The sequence below is a fragment of the Aurantimonas sp. HBX-1 genome (genome assembly GCF_021391535.1).
Classification (GTDB): Bacteria; Pseudomonadota; Alphaproteobacteria; order Rhizobiales; family Rhizobiaceae; genus Aurantimonas.
The window spans coordinates 375353-391775 of the sequence record NZ_CP090066.1; the positions used below are offsets into that span (position 1 = coordinate 375353).

Consider the following 16423-nt stretch of genomic DNA (forward strand, 5'->3'; position numbering starts at 1 on the left):
TGAAGCCGGGCCCGGCGCCAGGGCTCGACGCGGCGGCCTGAAATGAACACAGTCCGGCGCATCCTGACGGCGAAGCAATGACGGGGGAAACGCTGGGATGATTCGGTTCGAAAATGTCGGGCTGCGCTACGACATGGGACCGGAGGTGCTGCGCGATCTCTCCTTCGAGATCCGGCGCCAGTCCTTCCAGTTCCTCACCGGCCCCTCCGGCGCCGGCAAGAGCAGCCTGCTGCGCATGCTGTTCCTGGCCCTGAAGCCGACGCGCGGCCTGATCACCGTGCTCGGCCGGGACGCGGCGACGCTGTCGCGCGCCGACCTGCCGTCGATAAGGCGGCGGATCGGGGTGGTCTTCCAGGATTTCCGCCTGCTCGAGCACATGACCACCTACGAGAACGTCGCCCTGCCGCTCAGGGTGCGCGGCAAGGACGAGTCCAGCTACCGCCAGGACGTGATCGACCTGATCAAGTGGGTCGGGCTCGGCGAGCGGCTGAACGCCTCGCCGGTGGTGCTGTCGGGCGGCGAGAAGCAGCGCGCCGCCATTGCAAGGGCGCTGATCGACCAGCCCGACATCCTGCTTGCCGACGAGCCGACCGGCAATGTCGACCCGCCGCTGGCGCGGCGCCTGCTGCGCCTTTTCCTCGAACTCAACCGCACCGGCACGGCGGTGGTCATCGCCACCCACGATCTCGGCCTGATGGAGCAGGTCGACGCCCGCCGCATGGTCCTCGCCGACGGCAGACTGGAAATCTATGACTGATCTCGCCGAACGGTGGCTGGACCTGCGCGAATTCGTCGAGCGCACGACGGGTCTGACCCGCCGCGAGCGTCCGGCCCCGATCGTGCCGCCCGCCAACGTCGCCGGCCGGGCGCTGATGACCGTCATCGCCATCATGACCTTCCTCGCCAGCCTCACCGTCGGCGCGGTGACGCTGGTCTCGGACACGGCCGGCCAGTGGCAGAGCGACATCTCCCGCGAGATCACCGTGCAGGTGATGCCGGACGATGGCGTCGACATGGCGGCGGCGCTGCGGAGGGTCCAGGAGATCGCGGTGGAGACCCCCGGCATCACCGGGACCTCGGTGCTCGACGACGACGCCACCAGCCGGCTGCTGCAGCCCTGGCTCGGCACCGGCCTCGACCTCGACGAACTTCCGGTGCCGCGCCTCGTCATCATCGCCATCGATTCGGATGCGCCGCCGGACTTTGCCGCCTTCGCCGAGCGGATCAGCGCGGCGGTGCCCTCCGCGGCGCTCGACGACCACCGCGCCTGGGTGTCGCGGCTGGTCACCATGGCCCGCGCGATGGTCATCGCCGGCCTGGCGGTGCTGACGCTGGTGCTGGTCGCCACCGTTCTCACGGTGATCTTCGCGACCCGCGGGGCGATGGCCGGCAACCGCCAGATCATCGAGGTGCTGCATTTCGTCGGGGCCCGCTCGTCCTTCATCGCCGGCGAGTTCCAGGGGCATTTCCTGCGGCTCGGCCTGTTCGGGGCGCTCGGCGGCGGCGCCGCCGCGCTGGTGTTGTTCGCGCTGATGGGCCTGTGGACGAAGAGCAACCAGGCGACCCCGGAAGCCGACCAGATCAGCGCGCTGTTCGGCTCGTTCGCGATCGGCTGGACCGGCTATGCCGGCGTCGTGGTCCTGATCGCAACCATCGGCGCGCTGACGGCGTTCACCTCGAGGATCACCGTCATGCGTCAGCTGGCGGCGATCGACATGATCTCGCCGGTCGAAGGGTAAGGTCCCATTAACCCTGAGCGCCCAGAGTCGGAACGGCCGGCGGTTCACCACTCCGCCGCAATCGCGGGAATAGACTGCCGAATGACGATCTTCGCGCCGACCACCGACAGCCACGAACAGCAGGCGCCTCCGGCTGCCCGGCGGCGCCGGCGGCGGGTCGGGGTGATGTCGATCGTCATGCTGGCCTTCGTCGCGCTGTGCGGCTACCTCGTCGGCGGCTTCCTGCGCTTCACCGAGGAGGTCAACCTGCTCGCCAAGCCGGCGGCTTTCGCGGCCGCCGACGGCATCGTCGTGCTGACCGGCGGGGCATGGCGCATCGATCACGCAATCGACCTGCTGAAGGAGGGACGCGGGCGCCGGCTGCTGATCAGCGGCGTCAATCCCGACACCAGCGTCGACGCGCTGGCGCGGCTCACCGACACCGACCGCAAGTGGTTCGATTGCTGCGTCGATATCGACTATGCGGCGCAGAACACCGTCGGGAATGCCGAGATCGCCGGCCGCTGGGCCCGCGAACAGGGCTTCCGCGACCTGATCCTCGTCACCAGCGACTACCACATGCCGCGCTCGCTGATCGAATTCGACCGGGTCGGCAACATCCGCTCGGTCACGCCCTATGCCGTGCGGCGCGACGATCTGTGGCGGGGCGACGAGATGCCTTCGGCGCCCGGCCTGCGGGTCCTGGCGAGCGAATACGTGAAGCTGGTCGCGGCGCGCTTCCTGTCGACGGTCGGCATCGTGGCGAAGCAGAGCGTGTCGACCCGCGTCGCCGATCTGGCGGAGTGACGGCGCCATCATCGCGCCGGGCCCTCGATTTTCCCGCCGTGCCGGCGTAGACCCTGCAGCAACCGCTGGCGGGACGCAGGCTCCCGCATGGCCCAGATGACCGCCGCGGGAGCGATCCCTTGATCATGTTTCTTCGCTCGCTGGCCTTCAACGGCCTGTTCTATCTCAACCTCGTCGCCCAGCTGCTGTTCTATTCGCCGGTGTTCTTCTTCGTCTCCGAAGCGACCGGCTGGTGGATCGTCAAGAACTGGGCGCGCTCCAACCTGTGGCTGCTGGAGCATGTCGCGGGGATCCGTGCCGACATCCGCGGCAAGGAGAACCTGCCGGTCGGGCCGGCGATCATCGCGGCCAAGCACCAGTCGGTGTGGGACGTGTTCGCCTTCCTGCCGGATCTCGACCGGCCGACCTTCATCCTCAAGAAGGAACTGCTGGCGATCCCGTTCTTCGGCTGGTTCGCACGGCGCATGGGGATGATCCCGGTCGACCGCGCCAAGCGCGGCGGTGCCGTCGGCTCGATGATCGAGGGCGCCGAGAAGGCGGTGGCGGAGGGGCGGCAGATCGTCATCTTCCCGGAAGGCACGCGCACGGCGCCGGGGGCGGCGCCCGACTACCGCCAGGGCGTGTTCCGCCTCTACGAGGCACTCGGCCTGCCGGTCGTGCCGGTGGCGCTGAATTCCGGCCTCTACTGGCCACGGCGGAAATTCGTCCGCCGGCCGGGGACGATCCGCGCCGACATCCTCGCACCGGTGCCGCCGCATCTGCCGCGGGGGGAATTCCTCGACCGGCTGCGCGGCGCGATCGAGGAGCGGTCGGCCGATCTCCTGGCCGAGGCCCATGCCCGCGACGGCTACGCGCCTGCTGCCGTGCCCGGCCAGGGCGCTCTCGGCAGCGGACCGGCCGCGCGACCCTGACCGTTCAGAGACGGGCGACGACCTCCGACAGCCAGCGGTCCTTCAGCCCCATCTCGGTGATGTGCGCCAGCGCGCTGGTGACGTAGTCGACATTGGCGCCGGACTGGCCGTGCGCGCCGCGGACGATGGCGGCGGCCTCGGGCGGCGTCATGCGCCCGGCATACTGGCTGTGGCCCCGGTCGACGACATAGGCGAGGGCGCGGACATTGCCGCCGTCCTGCAGCCGCACCGGCAGATGCGTCTCGCGGTAGACATTGGTGACCAGCTCGCGCTCGCGCAGATAGGCGATCACCGCATCGGCCTCGGCCCCCGCCACCCGGAACGCCATGCCGACGCAGGAGCCGCCGCGGTCGAGCCCGAAGACCAGGCCCGGCCGCTGCGGCGTGCCGCGATGGACGTGCGAATGGATGCAGAGCGCCCGGTGATAGCCGGCGAGCCGCGCCGGCTGGCGGTCGAGAAACGCGAAACCCGGCCGCCAGATCAGCGAGCCGTAGCCAAACACCCATAAATCGTCCATTGCCCTCAAATCGCCCTGTCCGTCGGCTCAGCCCGGCCGGGGGGCTCACAAAGGATACGACGATGGCGGCGTCAAGCGGCTCGGCCCGGAAGGCCTATCTCTGGATCGTCGCCGTCGCGGTGGCGCTGTTCCTGGCGCTGAGCGGCGCCTGGTATTATCTGGCCGCCCAGCTCGAGGCCCGCGTCGATGCGGCGATCGAAGATGCCGCCGCCGATGGGGTCGAGATCGGCTGCCCGAACCGCGCGGTGGTCGGCTATCCGTTCCGGCTCGGCCTGCGCTGCGACGCGGTGACCGTCGATCCGCGTGGCGAGGGGCTGCGGCTGACCGCCGGGGCGCTGCGGACGGCGGCGCAGATCTACCAGCCGACCCGGGTGGTCTCGGAACTCGATTCGCCGCTGATCGTCAACGCGCCGGAGGCGCCGCCGCTCGACATACGCTGGCAGCTGGCCCAGGCGAGCGCCAGCTTCTGGACCGAGGGGCTCGACCGCTTCTCGCTGGTCGTCGAGGCGCCGGACGTGGCGCTGGCGCAGCCGGCGGCCGGGCGGCTGGCGCTGGCGACGGCCGAGCATCTGGAAGTGCATGTGCGGCGGCGGGACGCCGATCTCGACCTGGCGCTGAGCGACCGCGGCATCCGCATCGTGGCGCCCGACACGCCCCCGCTGCCGCCCTTCGACGTGGCGCTGGACGCGACGATCGCCGGTGCCGCGGACTGGCTGGACGGCGACGCCGGCGAGACGCCGCGCCAGGTGCTGGCCGGGCATGCGGCGACGCTGCGGGCCCTGAGCATCGATCTCGGCAATGCGCAGGCCGAACTGTCCGGCACCTTCATGTTCGACACCAGCGGGCAGCTTTCCGGCGATTTCGAGCTGGCGGTCACCCAGCCGCAGCAGATCGCGACGCTGGTGGCCGAGGCGCTGCCCGAGGCGGCGTCGGTGGCGAACTCCATCGCCACGGCGCTGAGCTTCGTCGGCCGGCAGGAGAATGGCCGGACGGTGATCGCGATCACCGTCCGCGACGGTATCGTCGCCGCCGGTGTCATCCCGCTCGGCAGCATCCCGCCGCTGCAGTAGGCCCGCCGTGACGGGCCTCGCAGCTAGGCTTCGTCCTTGGGTGCCCCGCCGCGGCCGTGTTCACGGCCGAAATCCGGGGCGGCGGTGTCCTGGCCGGCCTCGACGATGCCGCGCCGGATCGCCCTGGTGCGGGTGAACAGCTCGAACAGCGTGTCGCCGTCGCCCCAGCGGATCGCCCGCTGCAGCGTCGCCAGATCCTCCGAGAAGCGCGCCAGCATCTCCAGCACCGCCTCGCGGTTGTGCAGGAAGACGTCGCGCCACATCGTCGGGTCGGAGGCGGCGATGCGGGTGAAGTCGCGGAAGCCGGAGGCGGAGAACTTCACCACTTCCGACTGGGTCACGGTCTCGAGGTCGGCGGCGGTGCCGACGATGTTGTAGGCGATCAGATGCGGCACGTGGCTGACGATGGCCAGCACCAGGTCGTGATGCTCGGCGGTCATCACCTCGACATTCGAGCCGCAGGCCTCCCAGAAGCCCCGGAGCCGCGCGACGGCCTGCGGGTCGGTGCCCTCGACCGGCGTCAGGATGCACCAGCGGTTCTCGAACAGCTCGCGGAAGCCGGCGTCGGGACCCGACTGCTCGGTGCCGGCGATGGGATGGGCGGGGACGAAATGGACGTGCGCCGGCAGGTTCGGCTGCATCTGCTGGATGACCGAGCCCTTGACCGAGCCGACGTCGGAGACGATCGCGCCCGGCTCGAGGGCGACGGCGATCTCCTTCGAGACCGCGCCGCAGGAGCCGACCGGCACGCAGAGGATCACCAGATCGGCGCCGCGCACGGCATCCGCGGCGTCGAGATGGTAGCTGTCGCCGAGGCCGAGCTCGGCCGCCCGCGCCAGGGTCTCGGCACGGCGGGTGGTGATGGCGACGTGGTCCGCGAGCTTGTGGGCGCGGATGTTGTGGGCGAGCGACGAGCCGATCAGGCCGATGCCGATCAGCGCGACGCGCGCGAAGGGGGCTTCACTCATGCGGCCGCCTTGCCGAGAAATTCCGCGAGGCCGGCGACGACGCCGCGATTGGCTTCCTCGGTGCCGATCGACAGGCGCAGCGCATCCGGGAAGCCGTAGCCGGCGACGCGGCGCAGGATGTAGCCGCGGCCGGTGAGAAAGTCGTCGGCCTCGGCGGCGGTGCGGCCGGGCTCGGCCGGGAAGTGCACGAGGATGAAGTTGCCGACGCTGGGGGTGACCGTCAGGCCGAGGCGGGTCAGCGCCGCCGTCGTCCATTCCAGCCAGTGGCTGTTGTGCTCGATCGCCGCCTCGACGAAGCCGCGGTCGCGGATCGCCGCCGCGCCGGCGGCGATGGCCAGCGCGTTGAGGTTGAACGGCCCGCGCACCCGGTCGAGCGCGTCGACCACCGCTTCCGGCCCGTAGAGCCAGCCGATGCGCAGCGCGGCGAGGCCATAGATCTTCGAGAAGGTGCGGGTCATGACGACGTTGTCGGCGGAAGAGACCAGCTCGATGCCGGTGCCGTAGTCGTTGCGCCGGACATATTCGGCATAGGCCGCGTCGAGCACCAGGATGACGTGGCCGGGCAGGCCGGCCTGCAGGCGCCGCACCTCGTCGAACGGCAGATAGGTGCCGGTCGGGTTGTTCGGGTTGGCGAGGAAGACCAACTTGGTGCGCTCGGTGACGCGCGACAGGATGGCGTCGACGTCGGCGGTGGCGTCCTTCTCCGGCGCGACCACGGGGGTGGCGCCGCGGGCGAGGATCTGGATCCTGTAGACGAGGAAGCCGTGCTCGCTGTGGATCGCCTCGTCGCCGGGCTCGAGATAGCACTGGCAGAGCAGGCCGAGCAGCTCGTCCGAGCCGTTGCCGCAGAGGATGGCGCGCGGGTTCAGCCCATGCACCTCGGCGATCGCCTGCTTGAGTTCCGCGGCCTGGCCGTCGGGATAGGATTCCAGATGCGTCAGGGCGGCAGCGGCGGCCTGCACGGCCGCCGGGGAGGCGCCGAGCGGGCTCTCGTTGGAGGAGAGCTTGTGCAGGCGCACGCCGGCGGGCGCCTTGCTCTTGCCGGGCACGTAGGCCTCGATGTCGAGGATACCCCTGTTCGGAACGGGTCGCATCGTCCTGATCTTTCATTCGCGGATGGTCGGCAAGCCGCCGTCGGGACGGCCCTGACACGCGCGGAATAGCCGCCGGCCCGGCCGATGTCGAGGGTGCCGGCCGCGGCCGGCGCCCGGGGCCGGGACGCGACATCATTGCCGGGGCTGCCGCAAATGCGTATCTGAGACCGCACCGATACGGAGCGAAGGGGAGGCCGGTCCGGCAGCGCGCAGGAAAGGCCACCGAGCAAGATGAAGACGACCATCGCCGAAACGACCCGCCAGGACCTGGAGCACGCCGCCGGCAGCCGCGAGGTATACGAGCCGTCGAGCCCGGTAGCGCATTTCGGCGAAGACGAGCCGCTGCTGCTGGACGCCGGCCGGGCGCTCTCGCCCTTCCAGATCGCCTACAACACCTACGGCACGCTGAACGCCGACAAGTCCAACGCTGTGCTGGTCTGCCACGCGCTGACCGGCGACCACTACGCCGCCAGCCAGTCGCCGGTGACCGGCAAGCCGGGCTGGTGGTCGTCGATCATCGGGCCGGGCAAGCCGATCGACACCGACCGGTTCTTCGTCATCTGCTCGAACGTCATCGGCGGTTGCATGGGCTCGACCGGGCCCGCCTCGATCGACCCGGCGACCGGCGAGCCCTACGGGCTCGACCTGCCGGTGATCACCATCCGCGACATGGTGCGGGCGCAGGCGATGCTGGTCGAGCGGCTCGGCATCGAAACGCTGTTCGCCGTCATCGGCGGCTCGATGGGCGGCATGCAGGTGCTGCAATGGACGGTGAGCTATCCGGAGAAGGTGTTCGCCGCCCTGCCGATCGCCACAGGGGCGCGGCATTCCTCGCAGAACATCGCCTTCCACGAGGTCGGACGCCAGGCGGTGATGGCCGACCCCGACTGGCACGGCGGGCGCTACTACGCCGTCGGCAAGCGGCCGCACAAGGGGCTCGCCGTGGCGCGGATGGCGGCGCACGTCACCTATCTGTCGGAGATGGCGCTGCACCGGAAGTTCGGCCGCAATTTGCAGGACCGCGAGACGCTGGGCTTCGGCTTCGACGCCGACTTCCAGATCGAGAGCTACCTGCGGCACCAGGGCATGACCTTCGTCGACCGCTTCGACGCCAATTCCTATCTCTACATGACCCGGGCGATGGACTATTTCGACATTGCCGGGGATTTCGGCGGACGGCTCGCCAACGCGTTCCTCGGCTCCAAGACGCGGTTCTGCCTGGTGTCCTTCTCGTCCGACTGGCTGTTTCCGACCGAGGAGAACCGCGCCGTCGTGCATGCGCTCAACGCCGCCGCCGCCTCGGTGTCGTTCGTCGAGATCGAGACCGACCGCGGCCACGACGCCTTCCTCCTGGAAGAGCCGAACTTCTTCGCCGCGATCAACGGGTTCGTCTCGTCGGCCGCGCGGGCACGGGGGCTGTGACGATGGCGGTGGCGGAACTGAACGCGTCCGAGGCGGCGCGCAGCGGGGCGCCGGCGACGGCGCGCGTCGACCTGCAGCTGATCGCAGACCTCGTTCCGCGCGGCGCCCGGGTCCTCGACGTCGGCTGCGGCGACGGCCTGCTGCTGTCGCTGCTGGAAGAACGGCGCGGCGTCGACGGGCGCGGCATCGAGCTCAGCCAGGAGGGCGTCAACGAGTGCGTGGCGCGCGGCCTGTCGGTGATCCAGGGCGACGCCGACCGCGACCTCGTCCACTACCCGGACGACGCCTTCGACTATGTGATCCTGTCCCAGACCATCCAGGCGACGCGCAATCCGAAGACGGTGCTGGCGGAACTGCTGCGGATCGGCGAGCGGGCGATCGTGTCGTTCCCGAATTTCGGCCACTGGTCGATCCGCCTGTCGCTCTTGGCGCGCGGCCGGATGCCGGTGACGGCCAATCTCCAGCACGCCTGGTACGAGACGCCGAACATCCATTTCTGCACCATCCGCGACTTCGTCGGCCTCGCCGGCGAGCTCGGCGCCAAGGTCGAGACCGCGGTGGCGATCAATGCGACGGGCCAGAAGATGGGCATGAAGATGCCCTGGGCGTTCTGGAACCTGTTCGGCCAGCAGGCGGTCTTCGTGCTGCGGCGCTGAGAGGCCGCATCCAACCGGGGAGACGATCATGCAACTCTACGCGCATCCGTTCTCGTCCTACTGCCAGAAGGCGCTGGTCGCGTTCTACGAGAAGGAACTGCCCTTCGAATACCGGGTCCTCGGCACCGAGGATGGCGCCGTCGACGCCGACCTGGCGGCGCTATGGCCGCTGAAGCGCTTTCCGGTGCTCGTCGACGAGGGCCGGACGCTGATCGAGGCGAGCATCATCGTCGAGTATGTCGACCAGCGCCATCCGGGCGCCGCGCCGCTGATCCCCGCCGATCCCGCCGCCGCGCTCGAGGTGCGGATGCTCGACCGCTTCTTCGACAACTATGTCTCGACGCCGCAGCAGAAGATCGTCTTCGACAGCCTTCGCGCGCAAGGCGACCGCGATCCCTACGGCGCCGGCGAGGCACGGGCGATGCTCGAGGCAGCCTATGCCTGGCTGGACGAGCGCATGGCTGGCAGGCAGTGGGCGGTCGGCGAGAGCTTCAGCCTGGCCGACTGCGCCGCCGCGCCCTTCCTCTTCTACGCCGACTGGACGCATCCGATCGATCCGGGCTTCGGCCATGTGCATGCCTACCGGCAGCGGCTGCTGGCGCGCCCGTCCTTCGCCCGCGCCGTCGACGAGGCGCGCCCCTATCGCCAGTATTTTCCGCTCGGCGCGCCCGACCGGGACTAGGCAAGCCAGGCTCGGCCCCCCGCGCTACAGGCCGCGCTCGATCGCCTCGAGCAGATCGAAGCGCAGCTGGCCGCCGCCTGTCAGCGAGATCACGAAACGCGCGTCGCCGTGCTCCTCGGTCCGGGCATAGCCGGCCAGCGTCCTGACGCCGGAGAAGGTGCCGGTCTTGTAGCGGGAGCCGCGCTTCGTCTCGCGCAGCATCGTCGCGTGGGGCGCAAAGCCGTCGAGCACCTTGGCGAGGCCGCGAGCGGTGAAGCGGTTGTCGCGGCTGATGCCCGAGCCTTCCACCAGCCGGATATCGTCGGCGATCCCGTGTTCCGCCAGGATCTCGCGCCCGACCTCGAGCGACTTCTCGAGGCTGACCGGCCCGCCCCGCCGGCTGGCGCCGACTTCCAGGAAGACCTGGTTGGCGATGTAGTTGTTCGAGCCGAGGAGCATCAGCCGCAGGACTTCCCTGAGGTCGCGCGACTGGCGGTGGACATAGACCGGCTCGAGCCCTTCCGGGACGGCGCCGGTGGCGATCTCGCCGGTGATGCTGCCGCCGGCGCGCTCGATGAAGGCGGCGATGAGTTCGCCGGCATAGCGGATGCCGACGCTCGGGTCCTCCTGGGTCAGGCTGATGCGGCCCTTGCCGGCGGGGCCGCGCGCCCTGAACTCGCTGATCGCCAGCGGCGTGATCGGGGTCTGTGCCTCGCCGGGGCGCACGCTCTTGCCCTCGCGCACCGCGGCGATGGTGTTGAAGTTCACCGCCAGCGCCGCGTTCAGCGCGTCATAGGCCTCGTCGGTGACCTCGATGCCGGGAATGCTGAGGTCGGCCGGATAGTAGCTGGCGTCGATCACGATGCCGGCGAACGGCTCCTTGCCGGTGGCGGCGAGGAGCTGCGGCGCCAGCAATGCCAGTTCCTCCGAGACCAGGAACGGGTCGCCGCCGCCGCGCACGTAGAGGACCCTGTCGTCGTCCAGGTAGAAGCCTGTCTCGAAGCGATAGTCGCCGCCGAGGACCTCCATGGCGAGCCACGCCGTGACGATCTTGGCCACCGAGGCCGGAACGAAGGGCTTTCCGGCATTCTGCGCAACCAGCTCGTTGCCGTCCGCGTCCACCACGAGCACCAGGCCCGAGGGCGCGAGGGCCGCGACGCGGCTCTTCACGTCGGCAGGGGCGGGGGCCGTCAGCAGCAGCACGGCAAGGGCGGCAGCAAACGGGCGAAACGACATGGCAACTCCAGCATCGACCAGCGCGTGCGGCACGCGACCACACTAATGACGTCGCGGCATCAGGCAAGCCGGATCACGGACGCTACGCTCTAGCGGAACGGAACTGTGGCCGCATTGCCGTTCAGGCGCCGGCACCCCGGTATGTGCGCACCCCCGCGCCGGCGCCGGCCGGGACCAGCACCGGCTTGACCGCCCGGCGGCGCTCGCGCGCCGTCGAGGCGACGGGCAGGCCGCGATAGAGCTGCTTGGTCGCCTCGATGATGACGACGCCGGCGAAGACCGGCCAGAAATCCCGGCCGAGGCGCTCCAGCGGCCCGGCGAGGCCGAGCAGCGGGCGCTTGCGGAAGGGCGGGAACAGCAGCGCCTCCGACCACGAGCTCGGGGTGAACATCGCGTCGCGCAGGAGCCGCGTCAGCTGGCCGCGCGACCACGGCCGGCCCGACCCCCAGGGCGTGTGCTCGAAGCGCGCCCAGACGCCCCTGCGGTGCGGCACGAGGATGACGATGCGCCCGCCCGGGGCCAGCACCCGCCAGACCTCGGCCATCAGGAGCTCGGGGCTCTCGGCGAATTCCAGCGAATGCACCATCAGGATGCGGTCGACGGAGGCATCGCCGAGCGGCAGGTCCTCCGAGCCGACCAGCACGGTCCGGGAGGCGGCGAAGGGCGGCCAGTTCTGGGCGCCCTGGGCGGCCGGCATGAAGGCCAGCGCCCGTTCGGCGTCGGAGGCGAAGCGGTCGATATAGGGCACCGCATAGCCGAGACCGACCAGCCGCTCGTCCGGGATATGCCGCCAGACCGGCGTCAGTGCGAGCGACACGGCGCGCGCGGCGGCCTGGCCGAGCGGCGAGGCGTAGAACGCGATCAGGTCGTTGATGTCGGCATTGGTGGTCAGCTGCGGGGTCCCCCGGCGATGGCGGTTCGGCCGGCCACTATAGACCGGCCCGCATAGAACAGCAGCAAGCTGGCCCGAAGCTCGGCGCGAGAGAAAATGGCTGACAGCCGGCCGCCGCGCCCTAACTCGCCCTGTCCAACGACAAACAGCGAGTCGCCTCATGCCTTCGATCGACATCCGGCAGTTCACCTGCCGAACCGACAATTTCGGCGTTCTCGTCCATAACGCCGACAGCGGCGCCACCATCTCGATCGATGCGCCGGAGGAGGGGCCGATCCTCGCCGCGCTCGAGGATGCCGGCTGGACGCTGACCCATATCCTCACCACCCATCATCACGGCGACCACGTCGCCGCCAACGAGGCGCTGAAGCAGCGCTTCGGCGTCGAGATCGTCGGCCCCGTCAAGGAGCGCGACCGCATCCCGGGGATCGACCGGACGGTGACGGGCGGCGACAAATTCGAATTGGGCGGCATCGCCATCGAGGCGATCGACACGCCGGGGCACACGCTGGGCGAGATCTCGTACTACCTGCCGGAGGGGAAAGCCCTGTTCGCCGCCGACGCGCTGTTCTCGCTCGGCTGCGGCCGGCTGTTCGAGGGCGATGCCGCGATGATGTGGGAATCGCTCAAGCGGCTGCGGGCGCTGCCGGACGAGACGATGCTGTATTGCGGGCACGAATATACCGCGACGAACGCCAAATGCGCGATTGCGGTCGATCCCGACAACACCCAGCTGCGCGAGCGGGTGCGGGAGGTCGAGACGCTGCGCATCGCCGGCAAGCCGACCCTGCCGGTCAACCTCGGCCAGGAAAAGGCGACCAACCCGTTCCTGCGCGCCGACGACCCGGAACTGGCAGGGGACATGGGCATGGCCGGCGCCGAGCCGGCGGACGTGTTCGCCGCGATCCGCAAGAAGAGGGACACGTACTGATGAGCTCCGCCGCACTGCGCATCGTCCGCACGCTCGGCCTCAAGCCGCATCCGGAAGGCGGCTGGTACCGCGAGACGTTCCGCGACGAGGCCTTCGACGAGACCGGCCGCGCCCGCTCGACGTCGATCTACTACCTGCTCGAGGCGGGCGAGACGTCGGAATGGCACCGGGTGCGCGACGCCGCCGAGGTCTGGCACTGGTACGCCGGCGCGCCGATGGTGATCACCGTCTCGGAGAACGGCCACGACGCTTCGGCGCACCGGCTGGGGCCCGATATCGGCGAGCACGAGGCGCCGCAGTTCGTGGTGCCGGCCGGCTGGTGGCAGACCGCGACCAGCCTCGGCGAATACACGCTGGTCGGCTGCACTGTGGCGCCGGGCTTCGACTTCGAGGCCTTCGAGATGGCGCCGCCGGACTGGCGCCCGACGCCGCGCGAGCCGGGCCGCAAATAGGCCGGATCAGGCGCCGCGCCGGGCGAGGCGCGCAAACAGCGGCAGCGCCGCGAGCCCGGCGCCGGCGGTGATCAGCACGGCGGCGGCGACGACGCTCCAGCTCATCGCCGCCTCGCCGGCGGTGACGAGGATCAGCGTCGACAAAAGCGGCGCGGCGTAGCTGGCCGCGCCGATCAGCTGGATGTCGCCGCGCTTGACCGCGTAATCCCAGACATAGAAGGCCGCGCCGACGGGCATCAGCCCGAGCAGCAGGACGGCGAGCCATTCGCCGCCGGCGGCGGGCAGCACGGTGGTCTCGAAAGCGAGATGCGCGGCGAGCGACAGGACCGCGGTGGCGGCGCAGAAGCCGGTGACGACGTCGGTCGGCACGCTGCCGAAGCGGCGCGACAGCAGCGAGTAGGCCGACCAGGTGAGGGCGCAGAGCCCGGCCAGCGCGTAGCCGAGGCCGTTCTGCGCCGACAGCGACAGGCCCTCTCCGCCGGTGACGATGATCCCGGCGCCGGCGAGGCCGATGAGGGCGCCGAGCGCGTGGAACCAGCGCAGCCGCTCGCCGGGCAGCATGGCGGATCCGAGCACGATCAGCAGCGGCCAGAGATAGGCGATAAGGCTCGCCTGCGCGGCCGGGGCGTTGCGCAGCGCGGCGAAATAGAGCGCGTGATAACCGAACAGGCCGGCGATGCCGACCAGCCAGACCACCGGCGGCTGACGGAACACGTGCCAGGGCGCTCCGCGCGCGAGGAAGACGGCGATACCGATCAGCGTGGCGATGGCGAAGGTGAGGGCGGCGAGCAGGAACGGCGGCACGCTGCCGCTGCGCGCGGTGAGCAGCGCCAGCAGCGACCACATCAGCACCGCGGCGAATCCGAGCAATGTCCCCAAGGCCGCGTCCCCGTCCGGCGATGCGGCGGGTCTAGCCAGCCCGCCGGGCCCGGTCAATGCGCGGCGAAGGCGGCAGCGCCGGCCGCCCGCCGGCGGCCGGCCTCAGCGGACGGCGACGGAGAGCGCGTTGAGCGTCAGCGGGCCGACCTTGGTCGGGATGTGGGCATAGACCGGGACGTAGGTATCCGGCTGGGCGATCGGCGCGAACCACACCTGGATCGTCTGGTCCTTCAGGAATTTCAGCCCCTTGGAGGCCTTGTCGTAGCCGCTGACCGGGCGGACCTTGGCGTTGCACACCACGGCCTCGCCGGAATAGCCGGTCATCGAATAGGTGTTGGTGCCGGCCGGCGACAGGACGAGGTCGAGCCGCGACCAGCCGTCGTAGAGCGGCAGGGTGCGCTTGCAGACGGAAGCGGCGTCGCGGGTGCGGATCATCAGGCCGCTGAGCGGATCGACGACGGATGAGAGCTGCGACTTCGACACCGGCACGTAGCTCGGCTTCGGCTTGTCGCGCTTCGGGCTGACCGCGCTGGAGGTGACCCGGCCGCCGGCGAAGGCGACGTCGCTCGACCAGCGCTTGCGGTCGCTGGAGTAGTCCAGCGCGTAGCGCTCGGCGGCAAAGCCCCGGCGCGTCACCGTGCCGGAAACCTTGCTGGTGCCGCCGGTGTCGGAGACCAGGCTGCCGAGGCCGCTGGAGGAGAGCTGCCCCTCGACGGTGAAGCGGCCGCCCTCGATCACCGTGTCGAAGGACGCCTTGCCGATCGGCAGGCCGATGACGGCCATGCCGTAGCTGGTGGTGATCCGCGCCGTCTCGGCGGCGGCGCCCGACGCGCCCAGGAGGGCGATGCCGATGGCGCCGAAAAGGAATCGCTTGCGCATCACTGGTCTATCCATAAAAGCGGGAGGCACGTCGTTGCGATCGTCAGAGCGCAGGATCGGCGCGCTTTTGTGGCCGGCCGGGCCGATCCCGCAAAGTTGTTGCGGCTTGACGCTCCGGTTCTCAGGGCTTATAGAGCCGGTCGAATTTCCGATCATGCCCGACAGCGATGATCGCGCCGTTTATAGCGGCGGCGTGTCCCCGTCGGGTTCTAGGTTAAGCTGAAAGGTGATCTGATGTCACGCGCCTGCGAACTGACCGGCAAGGCTGTCCAGTCCGGCAACAACGTGAGCCACGCGAACAATCGTACGCGTCGCCGCTTCCTGCCGAACCTGTGCAACGTGTCGCTGATCTCCGACGCGCTCGGCCAGCGCTTCCGGCTCCGCGTCTCGGCCTACGCGCTGCGTTCGGTCGAGCACCGCGGCGGTCTCGACGCGTTCCTGACCAAGGCCGACGAGGCGGAGCTGTCGCAGCGCGCCCGCCTGCTGAAGCGCCAGATCGCCAAGAAGGTCGCCACCGCTCCCGCCAGCTAAGGCAGGCGCGACGCTTCCGACCCTATCCGCCGGGCCTTCGGGCCCGGCACTGGTTCCATCACCCAGGCTAAAAAAATGACATCCCTGCGCAGCTATATCCTGCCCGTGGCAGCGATGACGGCGATCGTCCTCGCGTCCAACATCGCGGTGCAGTTCCCGGTCTTCGCCGAGATCGGCGGGCTTCAGCTCGCCGACATCCTGACCTTCGGCGCCTTCACCTATCCCTTCGCCTTCCTCGTCACCGACCTGACCAACCGTCGCTATGGCCCCGCCGTGGCGCGGCGCGTGGTGATGGCCGGCTTCGCGGTGGCGATCATCTGCTCGATCGTCGTGCCGCCGATCCTCTACGATCTCGGCCTGCTCGAATACGCCACCGCCGGCGACCGGCTGGTGCGAATCGCGCTCGCCTCCGGCGGCGCATTTCTCGCCGCGCAGCTCCTCGACATCGCAGTGTTCAACCGGCTGCGACAGGATAGCTGGTGGCGGGCCCCGGCGGCCTCGTCGGTGAGCGGATCGGTGCTCGACACCTTTCTGTTCTTCACCATCGCCTTCGCGCCGGTGTTCTTCTTCGTCGGGCCGAATGACGGCTTCGCGCTGGAGGCGGCGCCGCTGCTGGGCGTATTCGCGACCGAGGCGCCGCGCTGGGTATCCTGGGCGATCGGTGATTTCTGCATGAAGCTGGCGATCGCCGTGCTGGCGCTGGTCCCCTATCGAATCATCATGCAGCAATTCGTGCCGTACCGGCCGGCTGACGCCGGCGCCGCCGTCTGATCCAGTCCCGCTAAGAGCATCTAACAGA

The 16423-nt window shown here is 69.9% G+C and carries 19 protein-coding genes; 12 read left to right on the forward strand and 7 right to left on the reverse strand.

Features of this window, described 5'->3' with window-relative positions:
* The first annotated feature begins 97 nt into the window (after positions 1-97).
* From ftsE to LXB15_RS01740, 4 genes are all read left to right on the forward strand, one after another.
* Entirely contained in the window at positions 98-757 is a 660-nt protein-coding gene (gene ftsE, locus LXB15_RS01725; protein ID WP_233950578.1) for a cell division ATP-binding protein FtsE, read from the forward strand.
* Positions 750-1739: an ABC transporter permease gene (locus LXB15_RS01730; protein ID WP_233950579.1), complete on the forward strand. Its 990-nt coding sequence runs from the start codon at positions 750-752 to the stop codon at positions 1737-1739. The genes ftsE and LXB15_RS01730 overlap by 8 nt, the downstream gene beginning before the upstream one ends.
* Before the next feature lie 81 nt (positions 1740-1820).
* A complete protein-coding gene (locus tag LXB15_RS01735; protein ID WP_233950580.1) occupies positions 1821-2525 on the forward strand; it encodes a YdcF family protein in 705 nt (234 codons plus the stop codon).
* Between the two features lie 119 nt (positions 2526-2644).
* The gene (locus LXB15_RS01740) at positions 2645-3436 is read left to right on the forward strand and encodes a lysophospholipid acyltransferase family protein (protein WP_370640152.1); all 792 of its coding nucleotides are present in this window, start codon (positions 2645-2647) and stop codon (positions 3434-3436) included.
* Between the two features lie 4 nt (positions 3437-3440).
* Here LXB15_RS01740 and LXB15_RS01745 read toward each other — a convergent pair whose 3' ends face one another.
* Positions 3441-3953, reverse strand: a complete 513-nt coding sequence (locus LXB15_RS01745) for a gamma-glutamylcyclotransferase (protein WP_233950581.1) — start codon at positions 3951-3953, stop codon at positions 3441-3443.
* A 62-nt stretch (positions 3954-4015) separates the two neighbouring features.
* Here LXB15_RS01745 and LXB15_RS01750 point away from each other — a divergent pair, with 62 nt between their 5' ends.
* Positions 4016-5023, forward strand: a complete 1008-nt coding sequence (locus LXB15_RS01750; protein WP_233950582.1) for a DUF2125 domain-containing protein — start codon at positions 4016-4018, stop codon at positions 5021-5023.
* Positions 5024-5046: 23 nt separating this feature from the next.
* On the opposite strand, the gene LXB15_RS01755 is transcribed toward LXB15_RS01750, so the two are convergent.
* Positions 5047-5991, reverse strand: a complete 945-nt coding sequence (locus LXB15_RS01755) for a prephenate/arogenate dehydrogenase family protein (protein WP_233950583.1) — start codon at positions 5989-5991, stop codon at positions 5047-5049.
* Positions 5988-7085 carry a histidinol-phosphate transaminase gene (hisC, locus tag LXB15_RS01760; protein ID WP_233950584.1) on the reverse strand — a complete coding sequence of 366 codons (1098 nt, stop codon included), beginning with the start codon at positions 7083-7085 and terminating at the stop codon, positions 5988-5990. Before hisC ends, LXB15_RS01755 begins: the two co-directional genes overlap by 4 nt.
* A gap of 231 nt (positions 7086-7316) precedes the next feature.
* On the opposite strand from hisC, the gene LXB15_RS01765 reads away from it, so the two are divergent.
* The 3 genes from LXB15_RS01765 to LXB15_RS01775 are packed head-to-tail and all read left to right on the forward strand — an operon-like array spanning position 7317 to position 9845.
* A complete protein-coding gene (locus LXB15_RS01765; RefSeq protein ID WP_233950585.1) occupies positions 7317-8507 on the forward strand; it encodes a homoserine O-acetyltransferase in 1191 nt (396 codons plus the stop codon).
* Positions 8508-8509: 2 nt separating this feature from the next.
* On the forward strand, positions 8510-9163 hold the full coding sequence (gene metW, locus LXB15_RS01770; RefSeq protein ID WP_233950586.1) for a methionine biosynthesis protein MetW: 654 nt from the start codon (positions 8510-8512) through the stop codon (positions 9161-9163).
* Between the two features lie 28 nt (positions 9164-9191).
* Entirely contained in the window at positions 9192-9845 is a 654-nt protein-coding gene (locus tag LXB15_RS01775; RefSeq protein WP_233950587.1) for a glutathione S-transferase family protein, read from the forward strand.
* 24 nt (positions 9846-9869) lie between these two features.
* Here the strand turns inward: LXB15_RS01775 and LXB15_RS01780 are convergent, their stop codons facing one another.
* Entirely contained in the window at positions 9870-11060 is a 1191-nt protein-coding gene (locus LXB15_RS01780) for a D-alanyl-D-alanine carboxypeptidase/D-alanyl-D-alanine-endopeptidase (protein ID WP_233950588.1), read from the reverse strand.
* A gap of 121 nt (positions 11061-11181) precedes the next feature.
* Positions 11182-12114 (reverse strand): methyltransferase domain-containing protein, encoded by a 933-nt coding sequence (locus LXB15_RS01785; RefSeq protein WP_233950589.1) that lies wholly within the window; start codon positions 12112-12114, stop codon positions 11182-11184.
* Here LXB15_RS01785 and gloB point away from each other — a divergent pair.
* Both gloB and LXB15_RS01795 read left to right on the forward strand, forming a co-directional pair.
* Positions 12113-12883: a hydroxyacylglutathione hydrolase gene (gene gloB, locus LXB15_RS01790; protein WP_233950590.1), complete on the forward strand. Its 771-nt coding sequence runs from the start codon at positions 12113-12115 to the stop codon at positions 12881-12883. The genes LXB15_RS01785 and gloB overlap by 2 nt on opposite strands.
* Complete coding sequence (locus tag LXB15_RS01795) at positions 12883-13335, forward strand: cupin domain-containing protein (RefSeq protein WP_233950591.1); 453 nt, start codon at positions 12883-12885, stop codon at positions 13333-13335. Before gloB ends, LXB15_RS01795 begins: the two co-directional genes overlap by 1 nt.
* A gap of 6 nt (positions 13336-13341) precedes the next feature.
* Here the strand turns inward: LXB15_RS01795 and LXB15_RS01800 are convergent, their stop codons facing one another.
* Both LXB15_RS01800 and LXB15_RS01805 read right to left on the reverse strand, forming a co-directional pair.
* Positions 13342-14214: a DMT family transporter gene (locus LXB15_RS01800; RefSeq protein WP_255696638.1), complete on the reverse strand. Its 873-nt coding sequence runs from the start codon at positions 14212-14214 to the stop codon at positions 13342-13344.
* A 102-nt stretch (positions 14215-14316) separates the two neighbouring features.
* Positions 14317-15093 carry a DUF3108 domain-containing protein gene (locus tag LXB15_RS01805; protein WP_233950592.1) on the reverse strand — a complete coding sequence of 259 codons (777 nt, stop codon included), beginning with the start codon at positions 15091-15093 and terminating at the stop codon, positions 14317-14319.
* A gap of 234 nt (positions 15094-15327) precedes the next feature.
* Here LXB15_RS01805 and rpmB point away from each other — a divergent pair, with 234 nt between their 5' ends.
* Together rpmB and LXB15_RS01815 are read left to right on the forward strand one after the other, a co-directional pair.
* The gene (gene rpmB / locus LXB15_RS01810) at positions 15328-15624 is read left to right on the forward strand and encodes a 50S ribosomal protein L28 (protein ID WP_233950593.1); all 297 of its coding nucleotides are present in this window, start codon (positions 15328-15330) and stop codon (positions 15622-15624) included.
* Between the two features lie 75 nt (positions 15625-15699).
* Positions 15700-16395 carry a queuosine precursor transporter gene (locus LXB15_RS01815; RefSeq protein WP_233950594.1) on the forward strand — a complete coding sequence of 232 codons (696 nt, stop codon included), beginning with the start codon at positions 15700-15702 and terminating at the stop codon, positions 16393-16395.
* Positions 16396-16423: the final 28 nt, after the last annotated feature.